Origin of the sequence: Deinococcus terrestris, assembly GCF_009377345.1 — a bacterium.
GTDB classification, from domain to species: domain Bacteria; phylum Deinococcota; class Deinococci; order Deinococcales; family Deinococcaceae; genus Deinococcus; species Deinococcus terrestris.
The window spans coordinates 374,279-391,704 of the sequence record NZ_WBSL01000001.1 but is presented as its reverse complement, the minus strand read 5'-3'; the positions used below and the strand labels follow the sequence as shown (position 1 = coordinate 391,704).

The 17,426-nt window shown below is 67.9% G+C and carries 17 protein-coding genes; 5 read left to right on the top strand and 12 right to left on the bottom strand.

Annotated features, from left to right (window positions below; genetic code table 11):
- Positions 1 to 230: 230 nt before the first annotated feature.
- Complete coding sequence (locus tag F8S09_RS02025; RefSeq protein WP_152868495.1) at positions 231 to 506, bottom strand: S24/S26 family peptidase; 276 nt, start codon at positions 504 to 506, stop codon at positions 231 to 233.
- Positions 507 to 572: 66 nt separating this feature from the next.
- Here F8S09_RS02025 and F8S09_RS17555 point away from each other — a divergent pair, with 66 nt between their 5' ends.
- The 3 genes from F8S09_RS17555 (at position 573) to F8S09_RS18400 (ending at position 1,465) form a co-directional block, all read left to right on the top strand.
- Positions 573 to 728 (top strand): hypothetical protein, encoded by a 156-nt coding sequence (locus F8S09_RS17555; RefSeq protein WP_194165187.1) that lies wholly within the window; start codon positions 573 to 575, stop codon positions 726 to 728.
- Between the two features lie 248 nt (positions 729 to 976).
- Complete coding sequence (locus F8S09_RS02020; RefSeq protein ID WP_152868493.1) at positions 977 to 1,207, top strand: hypothetical protein; 231 nt, start codon at positions 977 to 979, stop codon at positions 1,205 to 1,207.
- 111 nt (positions 1,208 to 1,318) lie between these two features.
- Positions 1,319 to 1,465: an IS1/IS1595 family N-terminal zinc-binding domain-containing protein gene (locus F8S09_RS18400; protein WP_456318705.1), complete on the top strand. Its 147-nt coding sequence runs from the start codon at positions 1,319 to 1,321 to the stop codon at positions 1,463 to 1,465.
- 837 nt (positions 1,466 to 2,302) lie between these two features.
- Here the strand turns inward: F8S09_RS18400 and F8S09_RS02015 are convergent.
- The 4 genes from F8S09_RS02015 to F8S09_RS02000 all read right to left on the bottom strand — a co-directional run bounded on the left by F8S09_RS02015 (position 2,303) and on the right by F8S09_RS02000 (position 6,969).
- Positions 2,303 to 3,235: a hypothetical protein gene (locus tag F8S09_RS02015; RefSeq protein ID WP_152868491.1), complete on the bottom strand. Its 933-nt coding sequence runs from the start codon at positions 3,233 to 3,235 to the stop codon at positions 2,303 to 2,305.
- Positions 3,236 to 3,403: 168 nt separating this feature from the next.
- A complete protein-coding gene (typA, locus tag F8S09_RS02010) occupies positions 3,404 to 5,185 on the bottom strand; it encodes a translational GTPase TypA (RefSeq protein WP_152868489.1) in 1,782 nt (593 codons plus the stop codon).
- A gap of 164 nt (positions 5,186 to 5,349) precedes the next feature.
- On the bottom strand, positions 5,350 to 6,285 hold the full coding sequence (locus F8S09_RS02005; RefSeq protein WP_227978431.1) for a hypothetical protein: 936 nt from the start codon (positions 6,283 to 6,285) through the stop codon (positions 5,350 to 5,352).
- Positions 6,286 to 6,399: 114 nt separating this feature from the next.
- The gene (locus F8S09_RS02000) at positions 6,400 to 6,969 is read right to left on the bottom strand and encodes a type 1 glutamine amidotransferase domain-containing protein (protein ID WP_152868487.1); all 570 of its coding nucleotides are present in this window, start codon (positions 6,967 to 6,969) and stop codon (positions 6,400 to 6,402) included.
- A gap of 156 nt (positions 6,970 to 7,125) precedes the next feature.
- On the opposite strand from F8S09_RS02000, the gene F8S09_RS01995 reads away from it, so the two are divergent.
- On the top strand, positions 7,126 to 8,772 hold the full coding sequence (locus F8S09_RS01995) for a methylmalonyl-CoA mutase family protein (protein ID WP_152868485.1): 1,647 nt from the start codon (positions 7,126 to 7,128) through the stop codon (positions 8,770 to 8,772).
- Between the two features lie 83 nt (positions 8,773 to 8,855).
- Here F8S09_RS01995 and F8S09_RS01990 read toward each other — a convergent pair whose 3' ends face one another.
- The 4 genes from F8S09_RS01990 to F8S09_RS01975 form a co-directional block, all read right to left on the bottom strand.
- A complete protein-coding gene (locus F8S09_RS01990) occupies positions 8,856 to 9,806 on the bottom strand; it encodes a ring-cleaving dioxygenase (RefSeq protein ID WP_152868483.1) in 951 nt (316 codons plus the stop codon).
- Positions 9,807 to 10,036: 230 nt separating this feature from the next.
- Positions 10,037 to 11,212: an acetyl-CoA C-acyltransferase gene (locus F8S09_RS01985; protein ID WP_152868481.1), complete on the bottom strand. Its 1,176-nt coding sequence runs from the start codon at positions 11,210 to 11,212 to the stop codon at positions 10,037 to 10,039.
- A gap of 11 nt (positions 11,213 to 11,223) precedes the next feature.
- A complete protein-coding gene (locus F8S09_RS01980) occupies positions 11,224 to 11,646 on the bottom strand; it encodes a GNAT family N-acetyltransferase (protein ID WP_152868479.1) in 423 nt (140 codons plus the stop codon).
- Between the two features lie 4 nt (positions 11,647 to 11,650).
- Positions 11,651 to 13,729: a 3-hydroxyacyl-CoA dehydrogenase NAD-binding domain-containing protein gene (locus F8S09_RS01975; RefSeq protein ID WP_152868477.1), complete on the bottom strand. Its 2,079-nt coding sequence runs from the start codon at positions 13,727 to 13,729 to the stop codon at positions 11,651 to 11,653.
- Positions 13,730 to 13,851: 122 nt separating this feature from the next.
- On the opposite strand from F8S09_RS01975, the gene F8S09_RS01970 reads away from it, so the two are divergent.
- A complete protein-coding gene (locus F8S09_RS01970) occupies positions 13,852 to 14,841 on the top strand; it encodes an NADPH:quinone oxidoreductase family protein (protein ID WP_152868475.1) in 990 nt (329 codons plus the stop codon).
- A 63-nt stretch (positions 14,842 to 14,904) separates the two neighbouring features.
- Here the strand turns inward: F8S09_RS01970 and F8S09_RS01965 are convergent, their stop codons facing one another.
- The 3 genes from F8S09_RS01965 to F8S09_RS01955 form a co-directional block, all read right to left on the bottom strand.
- Positions 14,905 to 15,342 (bottom strand): hypothetical protein, encoded by a 438-nt coding sequence (locus F8S09_RS01965; RefSeq protein ID WP_152868473.1) that lies wholly within the window; start codon positions 15,340 to 15,342, stop codon positions 14,905 to 14,907.
- A 47-nt stretch (positions 15,343 to 15,389) separates the two neighbouring features.
- The gene (gene holA / locus F8S09_RS01960; protein ID WP_152868470.1) at positions 15,390 to 16,292 is read right to left on the bottom strand and encodes a DNA polymerase III subunit delta; all 903 of its coding nucleotides are present in this window, start codon (positions 16,290 to 16,292) and stop codon (positions 15,390 to 15,392) included.
- A gap of 482 nt (positions 16,293 to 16,774) precedes the next feature.
- Positions 16,775 to 17,299, bottom strand: coding sequence for a hypothetical protein (locus tag F8S09_RS01955; RefSeq protein ID WP_152868468.1), 525 nt, complete (start codon positions 17,297 to 17,299; stop codon positions 16,775 to 16,777).
- Between the last annotated feature and the right edge of the window lie 127 nt (positions 17,300 to 17,426).

The following is a 17,426-nucleotide window of genomic DNA, read 5'->3' as shown; positions in this document are numbered from 1 at the left end:
ATTCAATCCTCGTGGAACAACCGGAGCCAGCCTAAACCTAGAGTGACGCCTCGGCCGTGCTGGCCGTGCCTCTTCCTTTCCCGTTCTGGCATACCGGCTCTCCCCCGAAATCGCCCGGCTCGTTCCATCCCCGACCCTTTGAGTGCCATGCGTTCAATAGAACCTCCCGTGAGCCTCCTGGCGCCGGGGGTGATCTGCTGTAAATTCAATCCCCATCTTCACGGCACGCTTCAGACGACCCGGACAACACGGCCCAGTACCTGGGCGACCCGCTCAGCTGGAATGAGGGACAGCCCGGGGTCGAGGATGCCGTTCGGTCGCAGGCGTTTGACCACGAACCCATCGTCCTCGAGGCGAGCGCCTACCGGCTGACTGATCCCCCCACCCAGCTCGCGGTGCACGATCACCACGTCGCCGTCGTAAGTCGGGCGCCTTCCACCGGCCATGCTGCCGCCACAGACCTTGAACGCGGCCAGATCGCGGCCCTTGGCGAAGGGCGCTTCCACGAACACAGCCTCACCGCTCAACTCGTCGAACTGCTCGGGGCCAGCGCCCACGCATTCGAAGCGGCCATGACCCTGGCTTACAGCCCCAAGCGCCAGACCATGCTATGGACGGCCGGGGAACTGGTCTCCAAGCTGGGTATCCCGGTCCGCACGCTGCGGCGGCGGGTCAACAAAGCGCGGGAACGGAGCAAGCGGGAGGGCCACCGTCGCCAACCGGTATGACATCGTGGCGCACAGCAGCGTGGAAACCATGGGGGCGGCTGGAGCGGCCGTCGGGCAGGGATTGAGCGTGGCCCGGATCGGTGCCCTGGGGCGCGTGGGGAAGCGCGGCGGGGCAGATCACGCTGCGGCTGGTCAACGCGCCGGCGGCAGCGATCGACCCAGCGAGTCGGCAGTGGCAGGTGACCCTCAGCACGTGACCCCCGGCGGGGGCATGTCTCGTCACCCGCTGACATTCATACTCAAGCACTGTGAGAAACCTGACACCGGAGCATATCCAGCAACTGCTGGCGGATGGGGCGCTGAACGAGCAGGCATCCTTGATCGCTGAGGCCTACCTCGTTCAGGCAGACGAGAACCTCCGTTTGAGGACTGCCCTACGCGCCGTGGATGAGGCATACAACCGTCGGATCATCATCGCAGCAGACGAGACGGGGTTTGCGGTGCTCCTCGACGCGCGAGCGGCATACCAGAAGGGCTGATCCCACACAGCCTCGGCCACCGCTCCCACACATCTGTACACGCTCAGGCCCCGCATTTGCCGTTCTGTAGGCGGTCGTGGACTTCTGGGCATGACGGATGTTGAATGAACCATGAACGGTCTGACGTGTCCGCAGTGCGGCGCCGTCCGCATCGTCAACAACGGTCATGCCCACACCGGGAAGCAGCGCTACTTGTGCTGCATCTGCGGCTTTCAGTTCACGCTCAACCCCACCTGTCACCGAATCCCAGCGGAGTAATCGCCCTGATAGATCGTCTGCTCACCGAACGCCCCTCCCCGCGGGGGAGTTGCGGGGTGACGGGCGTCAGTCGGTCGTGGTTCTGCCCGCACCTCAAGCAGCTGGGCCGGGACGTTCCGTACGGCCTTGATGAGTTCAGCGGAGGAGCAAAAAAAGCCTGAGCGCCTCCCGAGCAGGTGCTGGAGTGCGACGAGTTATGCACTTCGTGAGCAGCCAAAGTCGTGTGCGGTGAATCTAGCTGGCGATGGGCCGCCACACCCGACGGATCGTCGGGTGCTTCCTTATGGACCGCGACACCTTGGGGGCGTATGGCCTGTGGCACAGCCTCGAAACCCTCTATCTGGACGCGGTGTGCCTGCCGACGGCTTGTCGGTCTACAAGAGTTCGGGGCACTACACCAGATTGGCGGAACCCTACACGTTGGGCGCTTCAATGCAGCCTTGCGTGCCCGTCTGGCCCATTTGGTGAGGCGTTCCCTGTCCTTTAGCCGACGGCAATCCCATCTCGAGACATTCACCGCTACAACGCGTTATTACCCTGAAATCAGTGCCCCTCTATGGAGGCCATTGGAAATGCGGCACGCACGACCTTGCCCTCTGGTTAAGGTCAGGAAGGTCTTTAATGTCCATTCCAGAAATGTGCACTCCTGTTAGCCATACCGGAATTGGAACTGGTGGTGAAGCGTCGAGAAAAGCCCAAGGAATAGACCTCGCGCGTCCAGGGTCATGCATCCGCAAAGAATCACCTGCCAACGGCAGTGACCATTAGTTTGTCGCAACTTTGACAGGTAATCTTTTCCGTGTCAGTGACCGGGCGGGGCGCGAGGCCGTGCTTGGGCTACAGCTCAAGGTCCCCCGGCGCCTTGCGGAACTTTTCGCGCAGGAACCGACCGTGGGTAAGCAGCTCCTGGCCGCCCGTACGCAGGGCCTCATCCAGCACCTCGGCCACCGCGCCCAGTAGCAAGTCGAGTTGCTCGCGCAGCAGGTCCCGTCCCGTCTTGCCGTCTTCCAACGGCTGGGTGTTTGCCAGGGTGGGCGGCAGCTTGAGGTAAGCGTGCGCGGCGGCCGGTGCATACTCACGCCGCACCGCGCGGGCCAGGTAAGCCCCCTCACTGCCCCCCTGCCCCTGGGCTTCCAGGTGGCGCAGGGCCTCGCGGGTCCGCAGGTCCAGCGCCACGAGTTGAGCGCGGGCCTCGCCGGGCAACCGCTCGTCACGGGTCAGGGCGGTGAGTGCGTCCTCGTCGTCGGGAGCGGGAGCCGCCTGTGCTCGCCGCGCCGCGTTCGCTGCTGCCCCGCCCACCGGCACCGCCTCGCGCTCGCGGGAGGTGAGGTCGCCCAGCGGCAGGCCGCCCGCCTGCTCGGGTAGGGCGGCAGAAGCGGGCGCGTCCCCAATGGCCTGCGGCGACTTCCCGGCCGTCCACAGGGACGCCGGGGCCGAAAAGACCCAGATCAGCCCCATCACGATCAGGGGGAAGACCAGCCAGTCTGCCCCCAGCGCCATAAAGACCAGTCCGGCCAGCACTCCAACGAGCAGTGCCCGCCAGTCCCGCTGCCAGCGGTGAAAGCCCCGCGACCCCAGGTAGCCCAGCAGCATTCCCGCCGCCGGATGGACCACCCAGGTGGCGCCCAGCACCGCCATCAACACGATGAGGGCGGCGGCCCGGCCCACCTCGGCCGCGTGCTTGCCCCGGCCCGAGAAGATCACCGACCCCCACAGCGCCAGCGCGAGGCCCGCCAGCGGATGCACGATCCAGGCGAAGGCCTCTAGCATGAGCGGCCCAGCAGGGCGGAAGGGAGCCCGAACATGCCCCCGTTACGCTGCCGGACCCCGGAAGGTTGCGGCCCGCCCGGCGCCCTCTGGACCGTGAGTTCAGCAGTGGACCAAAGGAAAACCCCCAGGCCGTCCTGGGGGTGAATCGCACGACCTGCTGGGCGGCGATTACTTGCGGAAGCTGGGGTTGAGAACCTTCTTGCGAAGGCGGATGCTCTGGGGGGTCAGCTCGACGAGTTCGTCGTCGGCGATGTACTCCAGCGCGTCTTCGAGGCTCAGGCGCCGGGGCGGGATCAGGGTCAGGGCCTCGTCGGCGCCCGCCGAGCGCACGTTGGTGAGCTTCTTGTTCTTGCAGACGTTGACGTTCATGTCCTGCTCGCGGGCGTTCTCGCCCACAATCATGCCCACGTACACGTCCTGTCCCGCGTCGATAAAGAAGGTGCCCCGGTCTTGCAGCTTAAAGATCGAGTAGGCAAAGGCCACCCCGTCTTCCATGCTGACCAGCGACCCGTTTTGCCGGGTCTTGAGGTCCCCGGCCCACGGCGCGTACCCGTCAAAGATGTGGCTCATGATGCCCTCGCCCTGGGTCATGGAGAGGAACTGGGTGCGGAAGCCGAACAGGGCGCGGGAGGGAATCTTGAACTCGACCCGCACGCGGCTGCCCTGCGGCTCCATGTTCACCATCTGGCCCTTGCGGGCGCCCAGCACGCCGATCACGGTGCTGGAGTGCTGCTCAGGCACGTCGATGACGAGGTGCTCGATCGGCTCGTGCTTCTGCCCGTCGATCTCGCGGATGATGACCTGCGGCGCCCCGACCTGCACCTCGTACCCCTCGCGGCGCATGGTTTCGAGCAGGATCGAGAGGTGCAGCTCGCCGCGGCCCGACACCTTGAACTCGTCGGGGCGGATTTCCTCGACGCGCAGCGACACGTTGGTCATGACCTCGCGCTTGAGGCGGTCGTTGAGGTGGCGGGAGGTGACGTACTTGCCCTCCTTGCCTGCGAAGGGGCTGGTGTTGGGCTGAAAGACCATCGAGACGGTCGGCTCGTCCACCGTGATGATGGGCAGCGCCTCGGGGTCGGCGAGGTCGGCGATGGTTTCCCCGATCTGCGCGTCCTCGATTCCAGCGAGGGCCACGATGTCCCCGGCCCCCACCTCGTCGGCCTCGATGCGGCGCAGGCCCAGGTGCGTGAAGGGCTGCACCACGCGGGTCTTGGTCATCGTGCCGTCTTTGTGGATCAGTTGCACGAACTCGCCCTTCTTGACCTTGCCGCGCTGCACCCGCCCCAGCACGATGCGCCCGAGGTACTCGGAATAGTCGAGGTTGGTCACCAGCATCTGGAAGGGGGCTTCCAGATCGACAGCGGGCGCGGGAATCTGTTCCAGCACCATCTCGAACAGCTCGTGCATGTCGTCCTGGGGGTTGTCCAGATCCTTGAACGCCTTGCCGTCGCGGGCGATGGCGTACAGGATCGGGAAGTCGAGCTGGTCGTCGTTGGCGCCGAGTTCGGCCATCAGGTCGAAGGTCAGGTTGACGACCTCCTCCGGGCGGGCGTCCTGGCGGTCGATCTTGTTGACCACCACGATGGGCTTGAGGCCCAGTTCGATGGCCTTGCGCAGCACGAAGCGGGTCTGGGGCATCGGCCCTTCCGCCGCGTCCACCAGCACGAGGGCACCGTCCACCATGCCCAGCACGCGCTCGACCTCGCCCCCGAAGTCGGCGTGGCCGGGGGTGTCCACGATGTTGATCTTGACGCCCTTGTACTCCACGGCGGTGTTCTTGGCGAGAATGGTGATGCCGCGCTCGCGTTCGAGGTCGTTGGAGTCCATCGCCCGCTCGGCGATTTCCTCGCCGTGGCCGAGCTTGAGGGTCTGCTTGAGCAGGCCGTCCACCAGCGTGGTCTTGCCGTGGTCGACGTGCGCGATGATGGCGATATTGCGGTATTCCATGTATGTCAGCTCCCTTTGTGCGGAGCCGTTAGCTCTCAGCGGTCAGCCTTCAGCTCTCAGCTCATCTGCATAAAAAAGCCCGCCACATGTCCGGTCTGGACGGTGGGCGGGATACCCAAACGGGGATTTTAGCAGATGGGACGGGGGGTGAGGTCGGGCGAGGGTCACCCTTGCAGGGGCACCCAGGTCCACCCACCGATATCGCGCCGCCCGGCCCGCAGCGCCGCCTCCCGCGCTCCCCGGTTCTCGCCGTGGATGGTGCCAAGAAGCACCCGCCCATCGTCGGGGAGGGCACGGGCCAGCAGGGTGGAGAGGTGGGGGCCGAGGCCGTGGCCACGGGCGTGGGGAGCGAGCAGGAGTTCCTGCACGACCTGGGCGGGAAGACCGAGAAGGGTTTCGGGCAGCGTGCCCGCGTAGCCGCTCCACTGGCCTTTCCACAGCACGTCGAACATGGTTCCCGCCGCGATGGCTGCGGCCAGATCATCCTCGCTCAGCATCCGGGCTTGTCCGACATGGCCGGGATGCTCGGCGTCTACGTCGGCGTAGGCGGCCACTGCCTCGGCATGGTGCGAGGTATCGCGGGTGGGGATGAGCGTGAGGCCGTCTGGTAGCTCTGCCCCACGCAGGTCCGCTAGCGGCGCGGCCAGGACGCGCATATCGGGGCGCGTGTCGGGGAACGCTCCCATCTCTGCCGCGCTCCACACCCGCAGGCGTCCAGGCCGGAACGCGCCGTAAATGTCCAGGGCCACCTTCCGCAACGCGGGGAGGTCATCTGGCATCAGCGGCCGCGTCGTCACGCTGGCGTCCACGAAGGGCTTCTCCCAGTCCAGCCCCTCGAAGCGGATGGAGAGCATGGCGCCCAGGTCCGGCCTCACTTCGGCCCAGCGGTTGAGGAACGCCTTGGCAGGCTGCCCCACGCTCAGAAACTCGGCCCGTTTCGCGGCGAGGTCAAGGTCGGTGGCGAGCTGAAGGTCGAAGGCGTGCTCCTCTCCCAGCAAGGCGAGGCGGGCGGGGTCGCCCACCCAGCCGCGCGTGTCGGGATGCTGCGCGGCGAGCGAGAAGACGGCGAGGTCGGCGGCGGTGGGGAGGACATCGGGCATCGGCCCCAGGCTAGGGCGTGGCACGGGACTGGGCATGGGCCTGGGCATGGGCCAGATGGCGGAAAGCAGACGAAGGGGAAGCCTGAGCAGGGCTCCCCCGCTGAGCCGCCGAAGTTACTTCCGACGGCTGCTGTGATCGCCCTCTGCGAATTCCTCGATCATCTTGCGGTTAAAGGCGGGCAGGTCGTCGGGTTTGCGGCTGGTCACCACGCCCTTGTCGGTCACGCACTCCTCGTCGACCCACTCGGCGCCCGAGAGGATCAGTTCGCGCTTCAGGCTGGGCCAACTCGTCATCCTCAGGCCCTGGCTGATGCCCGTTTCGGACAGGCTCCAGGGACCGTGGCAGATCGCGGCGATAGGCCTCCCCGCGTCGTACATCTCGCGCACGAAGCGCATGGCTCCCTCGTCCATCCGCAGCGTGTCGGGGTTGACCGTGCCGCCGGGCAGGAGCAGGCCGTCGTAGTCCGCGGCCCGGACCTCCGACACCACCCGGTCCACCGCGTACTTGCCCTTCGGCTCGATGTCGCCCTTCATGGCCTGAATCTCGCCCGGCTCCAGGCTGATCAGGTGGGCGGTCGCTCCGGCTTGCTCCAGCGCCTGACGCGGACTGGTGAGTTCGATCTCTTCCACTCCGTCGGTGGCGAGGATGGCGATGTTCTTGCCTTGCAGTCGTCCCTGGGTCATGGCCCCAGCCTGCCGCGCGAAGATGGCCGCTGGCCGAGAGGACGCTCAAGCTCTGTCCAGCAGAGGCAGCCAGGACACCGGCCCGGCGCGGCCCGTCTGCTACCCTGGGGCGCGACCTAACGAGCGTTCGATTCGGCTCCCGGCCGGAGGTAAACCATGAAGACCAAGAACGAGTGGATGCAGAGCGTCTACCAGCCCGCCACGCAGAAGTTTCCCGAGCGCAAGTACAACTTCAAGAACCTCTCCGACATGGACCCTGAGCCGATCTACACGGCCGACGATCTGGGGGACTGGGACGCCGAGCGCGACCTCGGGTATCCCGGCGAGTTCCCCTACACGCGGGGCGTGCAGCCCAGCGTCTACCGCGGCAAGCTCTGGACCATGCGGATGTTCGCGGGCTTCGGCAGCGCCGAGCAGACCAACGAGCGCTTCCACGCGCTGCTGGGGGCCGGGCAGACGGGCCTCTCCACGGCGTTTGACCTCCCCACCCTGATGGGCTACGACTCCGACCACCCCTTCTCCAAGGGCGAGGTCGGCAAGTGCGGCGTGGCGGTGAGCAGCCTCGCAGACATGGAGATTCTCTTCCGGGGCATCGACCCCGAGCAGGTCACCACCTCCATGACGATCAACTCGCCCGCCAACGCGATCTGGGCCATGTACATCGCCAACGCACAGAAGCAGGGCAAGGACCTGACGAAGATCGGCGGGACGATTCAGAACGACATCCTCAAGGAGTTCATCGCCCAGAAGGAGTTCATCTACCCGCCCGCCCCGAGCGTGAAGCTGGTGATCGACACCTTCGAGTGGGGGCCGAAGGTGGTGCCCCGGTTCAACTTCATCTCGGTGAGCGGCTATCACATCCGCGAAGCCGGGGCGACGGGCGTGCAGGAGCTGGCCTTCACGCTGGCCGACGGCTTCCACTATGTCGAAAAGGCGCTGGAGCGCGGGCTGGACATCGACGAGTTCGCGCCGCGCATCTCGTTTTTCTGGGACATCCATAACGACTTCTTCGAAGAGATCGCCAAGATGCGGGCCGCGAGGCGCATCTGGGCGCGGCAGATGCGCGACCACTACGGGGCGAAAAACCCGAGGTCGTGGATGCTGCGGACGCACTCGCAGACCGCCGGGGTCAGCTTGCCCGCGCAGCAGCCGCTGAACAACATCGCCCGCGTTGCTATTCAGGCGCTCGCCGCCGTGCTGGGCGGCACCCAGAGCCTGCACACCGACGCCTACGACGAGGCGCTGGCCCTACCCACTGAGCAGAGCGCCGCCATCGCCCTGCGGACCCAGCAGATCATCGCCTACGAGACGGGCGTGGCGGGCGTGATCGATCCGCTGGCGGGCAGCTATTACGTCGAGAAGCTGACCAACGACATCGAGGCCGCCGCGATGGGCTACATCGAGCAGATTCGCGCGATGGGCGGGGTGGAAGCGGGCATCGACAACGGCTTTTTCCAGCTCGAAATGGCCGAGGCCGCCTACCGCTACCAGCGCGAGGTCGAGACCGGCGACCGCATCATCGTGGGCGTCAACGACTTCGTGCAGGACGCGGTGGAAGTGCCCATCCAACTGATCGACCCGGAGGTCGAGCGCGTGCAGGAGGCGCGGCTGGCGCAGGTGCGGCGCGAGCGCGACCCCCAACGGGCGGAGGCGGCCCTGGACGCCCTGCGCGAGGCGGCCGTCACCGGGGCGAACACCATGCCCGCCTTCCTGGAGTGCGCCCACGCCTACACCACGCTGGGCGAGCAGATGGACACGCTGAAGCGGGTGTACGGGGAGTACGTGGAGCCGGTGCTGGTCTAAGCGGCCAGTCGCCAGCTTCCAGCGACCAGCAAGAGAGAAGGTGGGCCGCCCCAACCGGGATGGCCCACCTCCTTTGTTCTGGGTCAGGACAGGGGGGTCAATCCGGCCTCAATCTGGGCGCGGCGGGGTTCGAGGAAGGGGGCCAGGACCAGCGTTTCGCCGAGGTGGGCGGGGTCCTCGTCCACCGCGAAGCCGGGGCCGTCGGTGGCGAGTTCGATCAGGATGCCCTGGGGCTCGCGGTAGTACACCGAGTGGAACCAGTGGCGGTCCACCTCGCCGCTGGTGCGCAGGCCCAGCCCGGCGAGATGCTCGGCCCAGGCGTGATAGTCCTCGTCGCGTACCCGCAGGGCGAGGTGGTGGACGCCACCCGCGCCGGAACGGGCCGGGGGCAGCGAGGGGTCCACGCGCAGGTGCAGTTCGGCGTGGGGGCCGCCCTCCCCCATCGCGTAGACATGGATGGTCCGCGAGGAGTCCTCGGGGTCGGGGTAGGTGCCCGCCGCGCCTAGGCCATACACCCGCGTCAGCACCCGCTCGGTGGGAAAGAGGCCCGGCAGCGTGAGTTCGGTGGGGCCGAGGCCCAGAATCTGGTGCTCGGCGGGAACGGTGCTGCCCTCCCACGGCACGCCCGCTGGCCCGCCCTCCAGCAGGCTGAGGCGCTGGCCCTCGGGGTCGGCGAAGTCGAGGTGGGCGCGGCCCGCACGGGTGACCGGGGTGACCTCCAGCCCCTGCCCGCGCAGATGCTCGGCCCACCACTCCAGGCTGCCCTCCGGCACCCGCAGGCCCGTCCGGGTGATCGAGTTGTTGCCCCGCGTCTCGGGCGGCACCGGCCACTCGAAAAAGGTCAGGTCGCTGCCCGGACTGCCCGCCCCGTCCGCGAAAAAGAGGTGGTAGGCGCTCACGTCGTCCTGGTTGACCGTCTTCTTGACGAGGCGCAGCCCCAGCACCCGCGTATAAAAGTCGAGGTTGGCCCGCGCATTCGCCGTCACCGCCGTGACGTGATGCAGCCCGTGGGGGATGAGAGGAGAGGTTGTCATGGGTCCATTCTAATCGTTTAATGTTGAACGATTGTGAGGACAAGGCAGAGAAACCCCCGGTCACGGGGAACCGGGGGAGGGGGCGTTGGAGGGTTCATCAGAAGGTGTTCAGCGTGTTCATCACGGTATGGGACGGTTGCGCCGTCCACCCCCCACCCAGTCTTCCCCGCAAGGGGGGAGGAGCAAGACTAGGCACTCTCGCTGGCGACTGGCTGCTGGTGACTGGCGACTTAGAGCACCTCGAACAGCCCCGCCGCCCCCATGCCGCCGCCCACGCACATGGTCACGACGACGTGCTGCACGCCCCGGCGCTGGCCTTCGAGCAGAGCGTGACCCACTAGCCGGGCGCCGCTCATGCCGTAGGGGTGGCCGATGGAGATGGCGCCGCCGTTGACGTTGAGCTTGTCGTCGGGGATGCCGAGCTTGTCCTGGCAATACAGCACCTGCACGGCGAAGGCCTCGTTGAGTTCCCACAGGCCGATGTCGTCCACGGTCATGCCGAAGCGCTTCAGCAGCTTGGGCACCGCGTACACCGGGCCGATGCCCATCTCGTCGGGCTCGGTGCCTGCGACGGCCATGCCCAGGTAACGGCCCAACGGCTTGAGGCCCCGTGCCTGCGCCATCTCCGCGTCCATCACGATGCTGGCCGACGCCCCGTCGGAAAGCTGCGAGGCGTTGCCCGCCGTAATCTGATTGCCCTCGCCGCGCACGGCCTTCAGCGAGCGCAGGCCCTCCAGGGTGGTGTCGGGGCGGTTGCCCTCGTCCTTCGTGATCGTGATCTCGCGCAGGGTGACCTCACCCGTCTCCTTGTTGGTCACGTTCATCTTGGTGGTCACGGGGATGATCTCGGCGTCAAAAATCCCCTCGGCCTGGGCGCGGGCGGTGCGCTGCTGCGACCGGAGGGCGTACTCGTCGCAGCGCTCGCGGCTGACCGAGTAGCGCTGGCCGACCACCTCGGCCGTGTCGATCATGGGCATGTAGATGCCGTTGTGCATGGAGAGCAGTTCGGGGTCGGGGCCGACGCGCATCTCGGGCGTCTGCACGAGCGAAATGGACTCCACGCCGCCCGCGACCACCACGTCCATGCGGTCCACGATGACCTGTTTGGCGGCGGTGGCGATGGACATCAGGCCGGACGCGCACTGGCGGTCGATGGACATGCCCGCGACCTCCACCCCCAGCCCGGCCCGCAGCGCCGCGTTGCGCCCGATGGTGGTCTGCACGCCCTGTTGCATGGCGGCGCCCATGATGCAGTCGTCGATGTCAGCGGGTTGAACCCCCGCCCGCTCCACGGCGGCGCGGATAGCGTGGGCGGCCAGCGTGGGCGAGGGGGTGGCGTTAAAGGCGCCCCGGTAGGCCTTGCCGATGGGGGTGCGGGCGGTGGAAACGATGACAGCTTCACGCATGGGGGAACTCCTTAAAGGGAAAAGAGGCTCATGACGACGCCGGGCTGCTCCTCGCCACCGGCGGAGGCGTAGAGGCGGCGGGCGATGGGATTGTCCTCTTCGGTGAGGACCCAGGCAGCCACACAACCGAGCGTCCGGGCGTGGGCGAGCAGGGCGTCCAGCAGGCGGCGGCCGAGGCCCTGGCCCTGGTACTCGTCCGCCACGCCGACCTCGTTGATGAACAGTTCGGGCGGCTTGTCGGGGTGGACGTAATGGAAGCCCGACGCCATGCCCACGACCACCCCGCCGTCGAGGGCCACGGCGAGGTGATGCCGGGGGTCGGCGAAAAAGGCGGCCAGCGAGTCGGGCCGGAGGTCATGGTCGAAGACGCCAGGGGCGACGTTTTGCAGCACGTCCGCCTCTTCCCGACCCAGCACGCGCACCTCGGCGGTCATGGGCTCAGGCGCTCGCCTTGGCCTTGTCCCATCCCGCGAACGACCCGCCTTCTTCCGCCAGCCGCTTGAGCAGCGGTGCGGGCGTCTGGCCGTACTTTTCCAGGGCGGCGACCACGTTCCCCAGGCCCATCTCGTCGGCGTAGCCCATCGGCCCGCCGTGGTGGGCGGGGAAGCCGTAGCCGTAGATGTAGATCACGTCGATGTCCCCGGCCCGCTGCGCGATGCCCTCGTCGAGAATCTGGGCGCCCTCGTTGACCAGCGAGTAGACCAGCCGCTCGGTGATCTCCTCCTGGGTCAGCTCACGGGATTCCAAGCCCTTTTCGGCGCGGTAGTCCTCGATGAGTTGGGCGACCTCCGCGTTGGGCTTGGGCTTCCGGTCCTCGCCGTAGTCGTAGATGCCCGCCTGCGTCTTCTGGCCCTTGCGTCCGCGTTCCACGATGCGGTCGAGCCAGCCGTCGGGCTTGGGCGCCCCGCGCACCTTCGCCTGATGCTGGCGGATGAGGTAGCCCACGTCCAGCCCGGCCATGTCGCTCATCTGGAACGGTCCCATCGGCAGGCCCAGCGCGTTCATCGCGGCGTCGGCGTCCTGGGGGTTGGCGCCCTCCTCCACCAGCTTGCGGGCCTCGTCGCCGTAGCGGTGGATCATGCGGTTGCCGACGAAGCCGTCGCACACACCCACCACCACGCCCACCTTGCCGATGCGCCGGGCGAGGGCCATGCTTGTCGCCAGCACCGAGTCGCTGGTCTTGTCGGCGCGGACGATCTCCAAAAGCTTCATCACGTTCGCCGGGCTGAAGAAGTGCAGCCCGATGACCTGCTCGGGCCGCCCGGTCACGGCGGCGATCTCGTTCACGTCCAGAGTGGAGGTGTTCGTGGCGAGAATCGCGCCCGGCTTGGCGATGGCGTCGAGCCGCGTGAAGATGTCCTTCTTCACGCCCATGTCCTCGAAGACGGCCTCAATGATGATGTCGGCGTCCGCGAGGTCTTCCATGTTGAGGGTCGGCGTGAGGAGGGCCATGCGCTTCTCCACGTCCTCCATCGTCAGGCGGCCCTTTTTCGCGGTGTTCTCGTAGTTACGGCGGATGACGGACAGGCCCCGGTCGAGCGCCTCCTGCTGGGTTTCCACGATGGTGACGGGAATGCCCACGTTCAGGAAGTTCATGGCGATGCCGCCGCCCATCGTGCCCGCACCGATGATTCCAGCGGACTTGATTTCGGTGGTCGGCGTGTCCTTCGTCAGCCCTGGAATCTTGCCCGCCTCGCGCTCAGCAAAGAAGATGTGACGCAGGCCGCGCGACTGCGGTGAGTCCTTGGCGGCCATGAAGAGGCGGGCTTCTTCCTCCCAGCCCACGGCGAAGGGCTGGGTGGTCGTCATCTCGGCCAGGTCGATGATGAAGCCGGGCGAGAGCTGGCCCCGGTGGGTCTTTTTAATGCCCTCGCGGGCGGCGGCGAAGACCTGCGGGCTGACGCCCTCCACCGTGCGCTCGCTGATGCGCGGTAAGGGGCGGGCATTGGCGTGCTCGCGGGCGAAGGCGACCGCCCCCTCGCGCAGGTCCCCCTCCACGAGGTGGTCCACCAGACCGAGTTCCTTCGCCTCCATCGCTTTGATGGGGTTGCCCGAGAGCATCATCTCCAGCGCCTTTTCTACTCCCACCACGCGGGGCAGGCGCTGGGTGCCGCCCGCGCCGGGCAGGACGCCGAGCTTGACCTCGGGCAGGCCCATTTTCGCGTCCTTCGTCGCCACGCGGTAGTTGCAGGCGAGCGCAATTTCCAGGCCGCCCCCCAGCGCCGTGCCGTGGATGGCGGCGACGGTGGGCTTGGGAAAGGCGTCCAGGCGCGAGATAAAACCGCGCAGGTCGGGCGCCTGCTCGCGGGGCAGGTCGAAGGTCTTGATGTCCGCCCCCGCCACGAAGGTGCGCCCCCCGCCAATGATGACGACCCCGCGAATGCCCTCCTCGCCCTCGGCGGCGTCGAGGCCCGCGTGCAGGCCCTCGGGCACGCCCGGCGAGAAGGCGTTCACGGGCGGGTTGTTGATGGTCAGGACGAGGATGTCCCCCTCGCGGGTCTGGTCGACGATGCTCATGCAGGTGCCCTCCTTTGGTGTGGGGCCATGCTTCCATGCCGGGGAAGCCGGGTCAAATACGTGCGCGTTCAGAATGTACGTGGACGTTCACTTCGCGGGAGACAGGCCGTACACTGGGCCGCATGAGCGACACCATGCAGGCCATCGTCGTCGAGCGCCTCGGTCCCCCCGAGGTCATGGAGCTGCGCGAGCTGCCCGTGCCCCAGCCCGGCCCCGGCGAGGTCCGGCTGCGGGTGGAGGCCGTGGGCATCAACTTCGCGGACGCGCTGGCCGTGTCGGGCGAGTACCTCACGCGCACGCGGGTGCCCTACACGCCGGGCATGGAGTTCGCGGGCGTGGTGGACGCGCTGGGCGAGGGCGTGACGGGCGTGCAGGTCGGCCAGCGGGTCGGCTCGCTGGGTGGGCGCGGGGGCCTGGCCGAGTACGCCCTCTCCCCTGCCGCCGCGCTGATTCCGGTGCCGGAGAGCTTCACGGCCGCGCAGGCCGCCGCCTTTCCAGTGTCGTACTTCACCGCCTACCACGGCCTGAAGACGCTGGGACACGGGCAGGAAGGCGAGTGGGTCCTCGTGCAGGCAGCGGCGGGAGCGCTGGGCACGGCCTCCATCCAGCTTGCCAAGGCGATGGGGATGAACGTGGTGGCGATGGCGAGCACTGAGGAAAAATTGCAGATCGCCCGCGACCTCGGGGCGGACGTGACCCTGCTGCAGGACGACCCCGACCGGGTGCAGAAGGTGCGCGAAGCAGCGGGCGGAAACGGCGTGCCGCTGATTCTGGAAGTTGTGGGCGGCCCTCGCTTTCAGGAAAGCCTCGACATGGCCGCGAACCGGGGCCGGATCATCGTGATCGGGAACGCCAGCCGCGAGCAGGCGAACCTGCGCCCCGTCGAGCTGATGAAGCGCAACCTCAGCGTGACGGGCCTGTGGCTGACCTCGCTGATGATGGATCAGGAGGCCACCCGCGAGGCGGCGCAGGCGCTGACCCGGCTGGTCAGAAGCGGCCGGGTGGTCCCCCAGGTCGGGCCGACCTACCCGCTGGCCGAGAGTGCGCGGGCCTTCCAGGACCTGCTGGACCGCAAGACGACGGGGAAGGTGATTATCGAGCCGGGGCGCTGACGGACGGAACATGGAGAGGGGGGGCAGAGGCGCTTGGCTTCTGCTCCCCCTCTCCGTGACCGCTTACGAAAACAGCCGCACCAGCGGGCGCCACCACGGAATCATCACCAGCACGGTGACGAGGGCCAGCGTGGTCCACAGCGCCGCCGCGCGGAACTTGGCCTGGTTGGTGGCCGCCCGTTTGCTGATCGCGGAGGCGAGGGTGGCGAAGACGGCGGCCACCACACCCAGTCCGACGTGCTCCCACTGGAACGACGGGCGGGCATCCGAAAAGGCCCCGGCCCCCTGCGACCCCAGCAGCCCGAACAGCAGCAGCCCCAGCACGACCTGAAGGTGCACGGTTCCCGCGAAGATCGCCACCGGGCGGCGGTCGGCGGCGGTGAACTCGCGGGCCGCGCCCACGCCCCGGAAGGCCCGCAGCAGCGCCCACACGCCCGCGATCAGCACCAGCCAGCGGGTGAGGTTGTGAAGGGTCAGTAAAACGAGGTACACGGTCGCCATGCCCGCATCCTACCTGACCGCTCGGAAAGGCGGCGGGACGGGCAGCCCTACACGCTGAGTTGCACGATCAGCCGCTCCAGCGTGACCGCCGGGTCCAGTCCGCGCTTCATGGCGAGGTCGGCGTCGAGGATGCGGGCGAGGTGGGCGCGGATCTTGGCCTCGCTCAGGCGGCGGGCGACTTCCAGGGCCTTTTTCGCGGGGTAGGGCTTGACCCCGAGGCGCTGAGCGGCCAGAGCCTCGGTGACACGACCTTCCTCTTGCAGCAGGGCCACGCAGCGGGCGACGAGGCTGTATTGCCACACCACCGCGCCCATCAGCTTGAAGGGGTCCTCGCCCGAGGCGAGCAGGCGCCGGAGCTGGGTGACCGCCTCGCCGGGCTTGCCCGTGGTCGCCGCGCCCAGCATGGCAAACGAATCGCCGGGCGGCTCGCGGCCCACCACCCGCCGCACGAGGTCGGCGCTGTACGGCGGGTCCAGCAGCGCGAGCTTGTTCAGTTCGCCCGCGATGCCCGTCAGGTCAGGGCCGAAGACCTCCGCGAGGTAGAGGGCCGCATCCCGGTCCAGTTTCAACCCTGTCTTCTTCGCCCGCTGCGCCACCCACCCGGCCACGTCGCCCGTCTTCTGGGGAGCCGGGGAAGCGATGTGTTCGCCGCGCGACTCGTAGAGCTTGACGCGGCCTGCTGAGGCAGACTCGTCCAGGACCGCGACAGTGACGGGGGCGGAGGCCAGCAGTTCCAGCAGCCCCTTGTCGGGCTTGACTCCGGCGAGGTCCACCACCACGCCGCCGTCCCCGAAGAGGCTGGGGGCGAGGAGCGGCGCCACAGTCTCAGCCGTCACTTCCTCGCCCACCAGCCGGGGCAGGTCGCGCAGGGGCAGGCCACGGGCGGTCAGGGCATCGCGCATGGCTTCCTCGGCCAGGAATCGGTTTCCAGTAAAGGCGATCAGGGGCATGGCAACTCCAACTCATGGGCAGCCCAGTCAAGCTGCTGCCGGAGGGCAAAGACGTCGGAAGGGCGCCCGGCAGGATCACGGCACAAGGCCGCCTCCAGCGCGGGAGGGCCGGGCAGCCGCCCTCTGCTGACCCCCTGGGCAGGCTGCCCGGCCAGACACCCGAACAGGACTCCTCCACCGCGTACAGGGCACGGCGGGGGTCGCCGCGCACGCCCGCAAATTGCTCGGGGGGCAGCCGTGCAGGGTGCCCAGCCGTGCCTCCACGCTGCGGGAGTCTGGCCGAAATCGGGCGCAGCTCAGCCCAAAGTCGACCAGCCGAACCGTCCCCGTCTGCGGCCCGCCGCTGCACAGCAGCACATTCTCGGGCTTGAGATCATGGTCGACCACCTCGGCGCGTGCAGAGATTGAGACAGCGGGGGCACGCGAGGCATTCTACGCAGGGAGGCGGGGCGGGTTCGGCGCCGTGGCCCACCTCCCCCGCCTCAGTTCACCCGCAGGCTGCTGGCGAAGTTGCGGACCACGTTCTCGTTGCGGCTGTAGTCCTTGACGTTGCTGGCGACCGTCACGACGAGCAGGCGCCCGCCCGCGCTGGTGAGCAGCATCTCGAAGCGGCGGTCGTCGCCCTGCCCCGGCGTGGTGAAGATAATCTGGCCCCAGGGGTGCCCGCCCACCTGCACCGCCGCCGACCGGATGGTCTTGAGGTTGGGCACCTGACCGCGCAGCCCGGCCACGAATTCGTTGGTCAGCGCGGCGACTCCGGCGGGGGCCAGTTTCGCCTCCCGCCAGTCGAAGGCCATGGTGACCTTGCGGTCCTCGGTCAGAAAGACGGCCTCGGGGCGGCCCGCCGCCGAGGGAAAGGCCCTGGCGATGCCCGCATCGTTCAGGACGTACAGCTTGGGGCTCGTCTCCACCGTGACCGGCACGTTCTGGAGCTTCAGCGGGGCGGCGAGCGCGGCCGGGGTGCCCAGCAGGGCCAGCGCCATCAGGGTCAGCAGGGACTTCTTCATGGTCTCTCACCCTATCCGCAGGGAGGCCGCCCACCCATGAAGGCCCGGTGAGGATCGTGGCGGGAGCATCATCAGAAGGTCAGGTGCGCCGCCGCCCGCTCCGCGCCCCGGCCTGCTCTAGCATGGC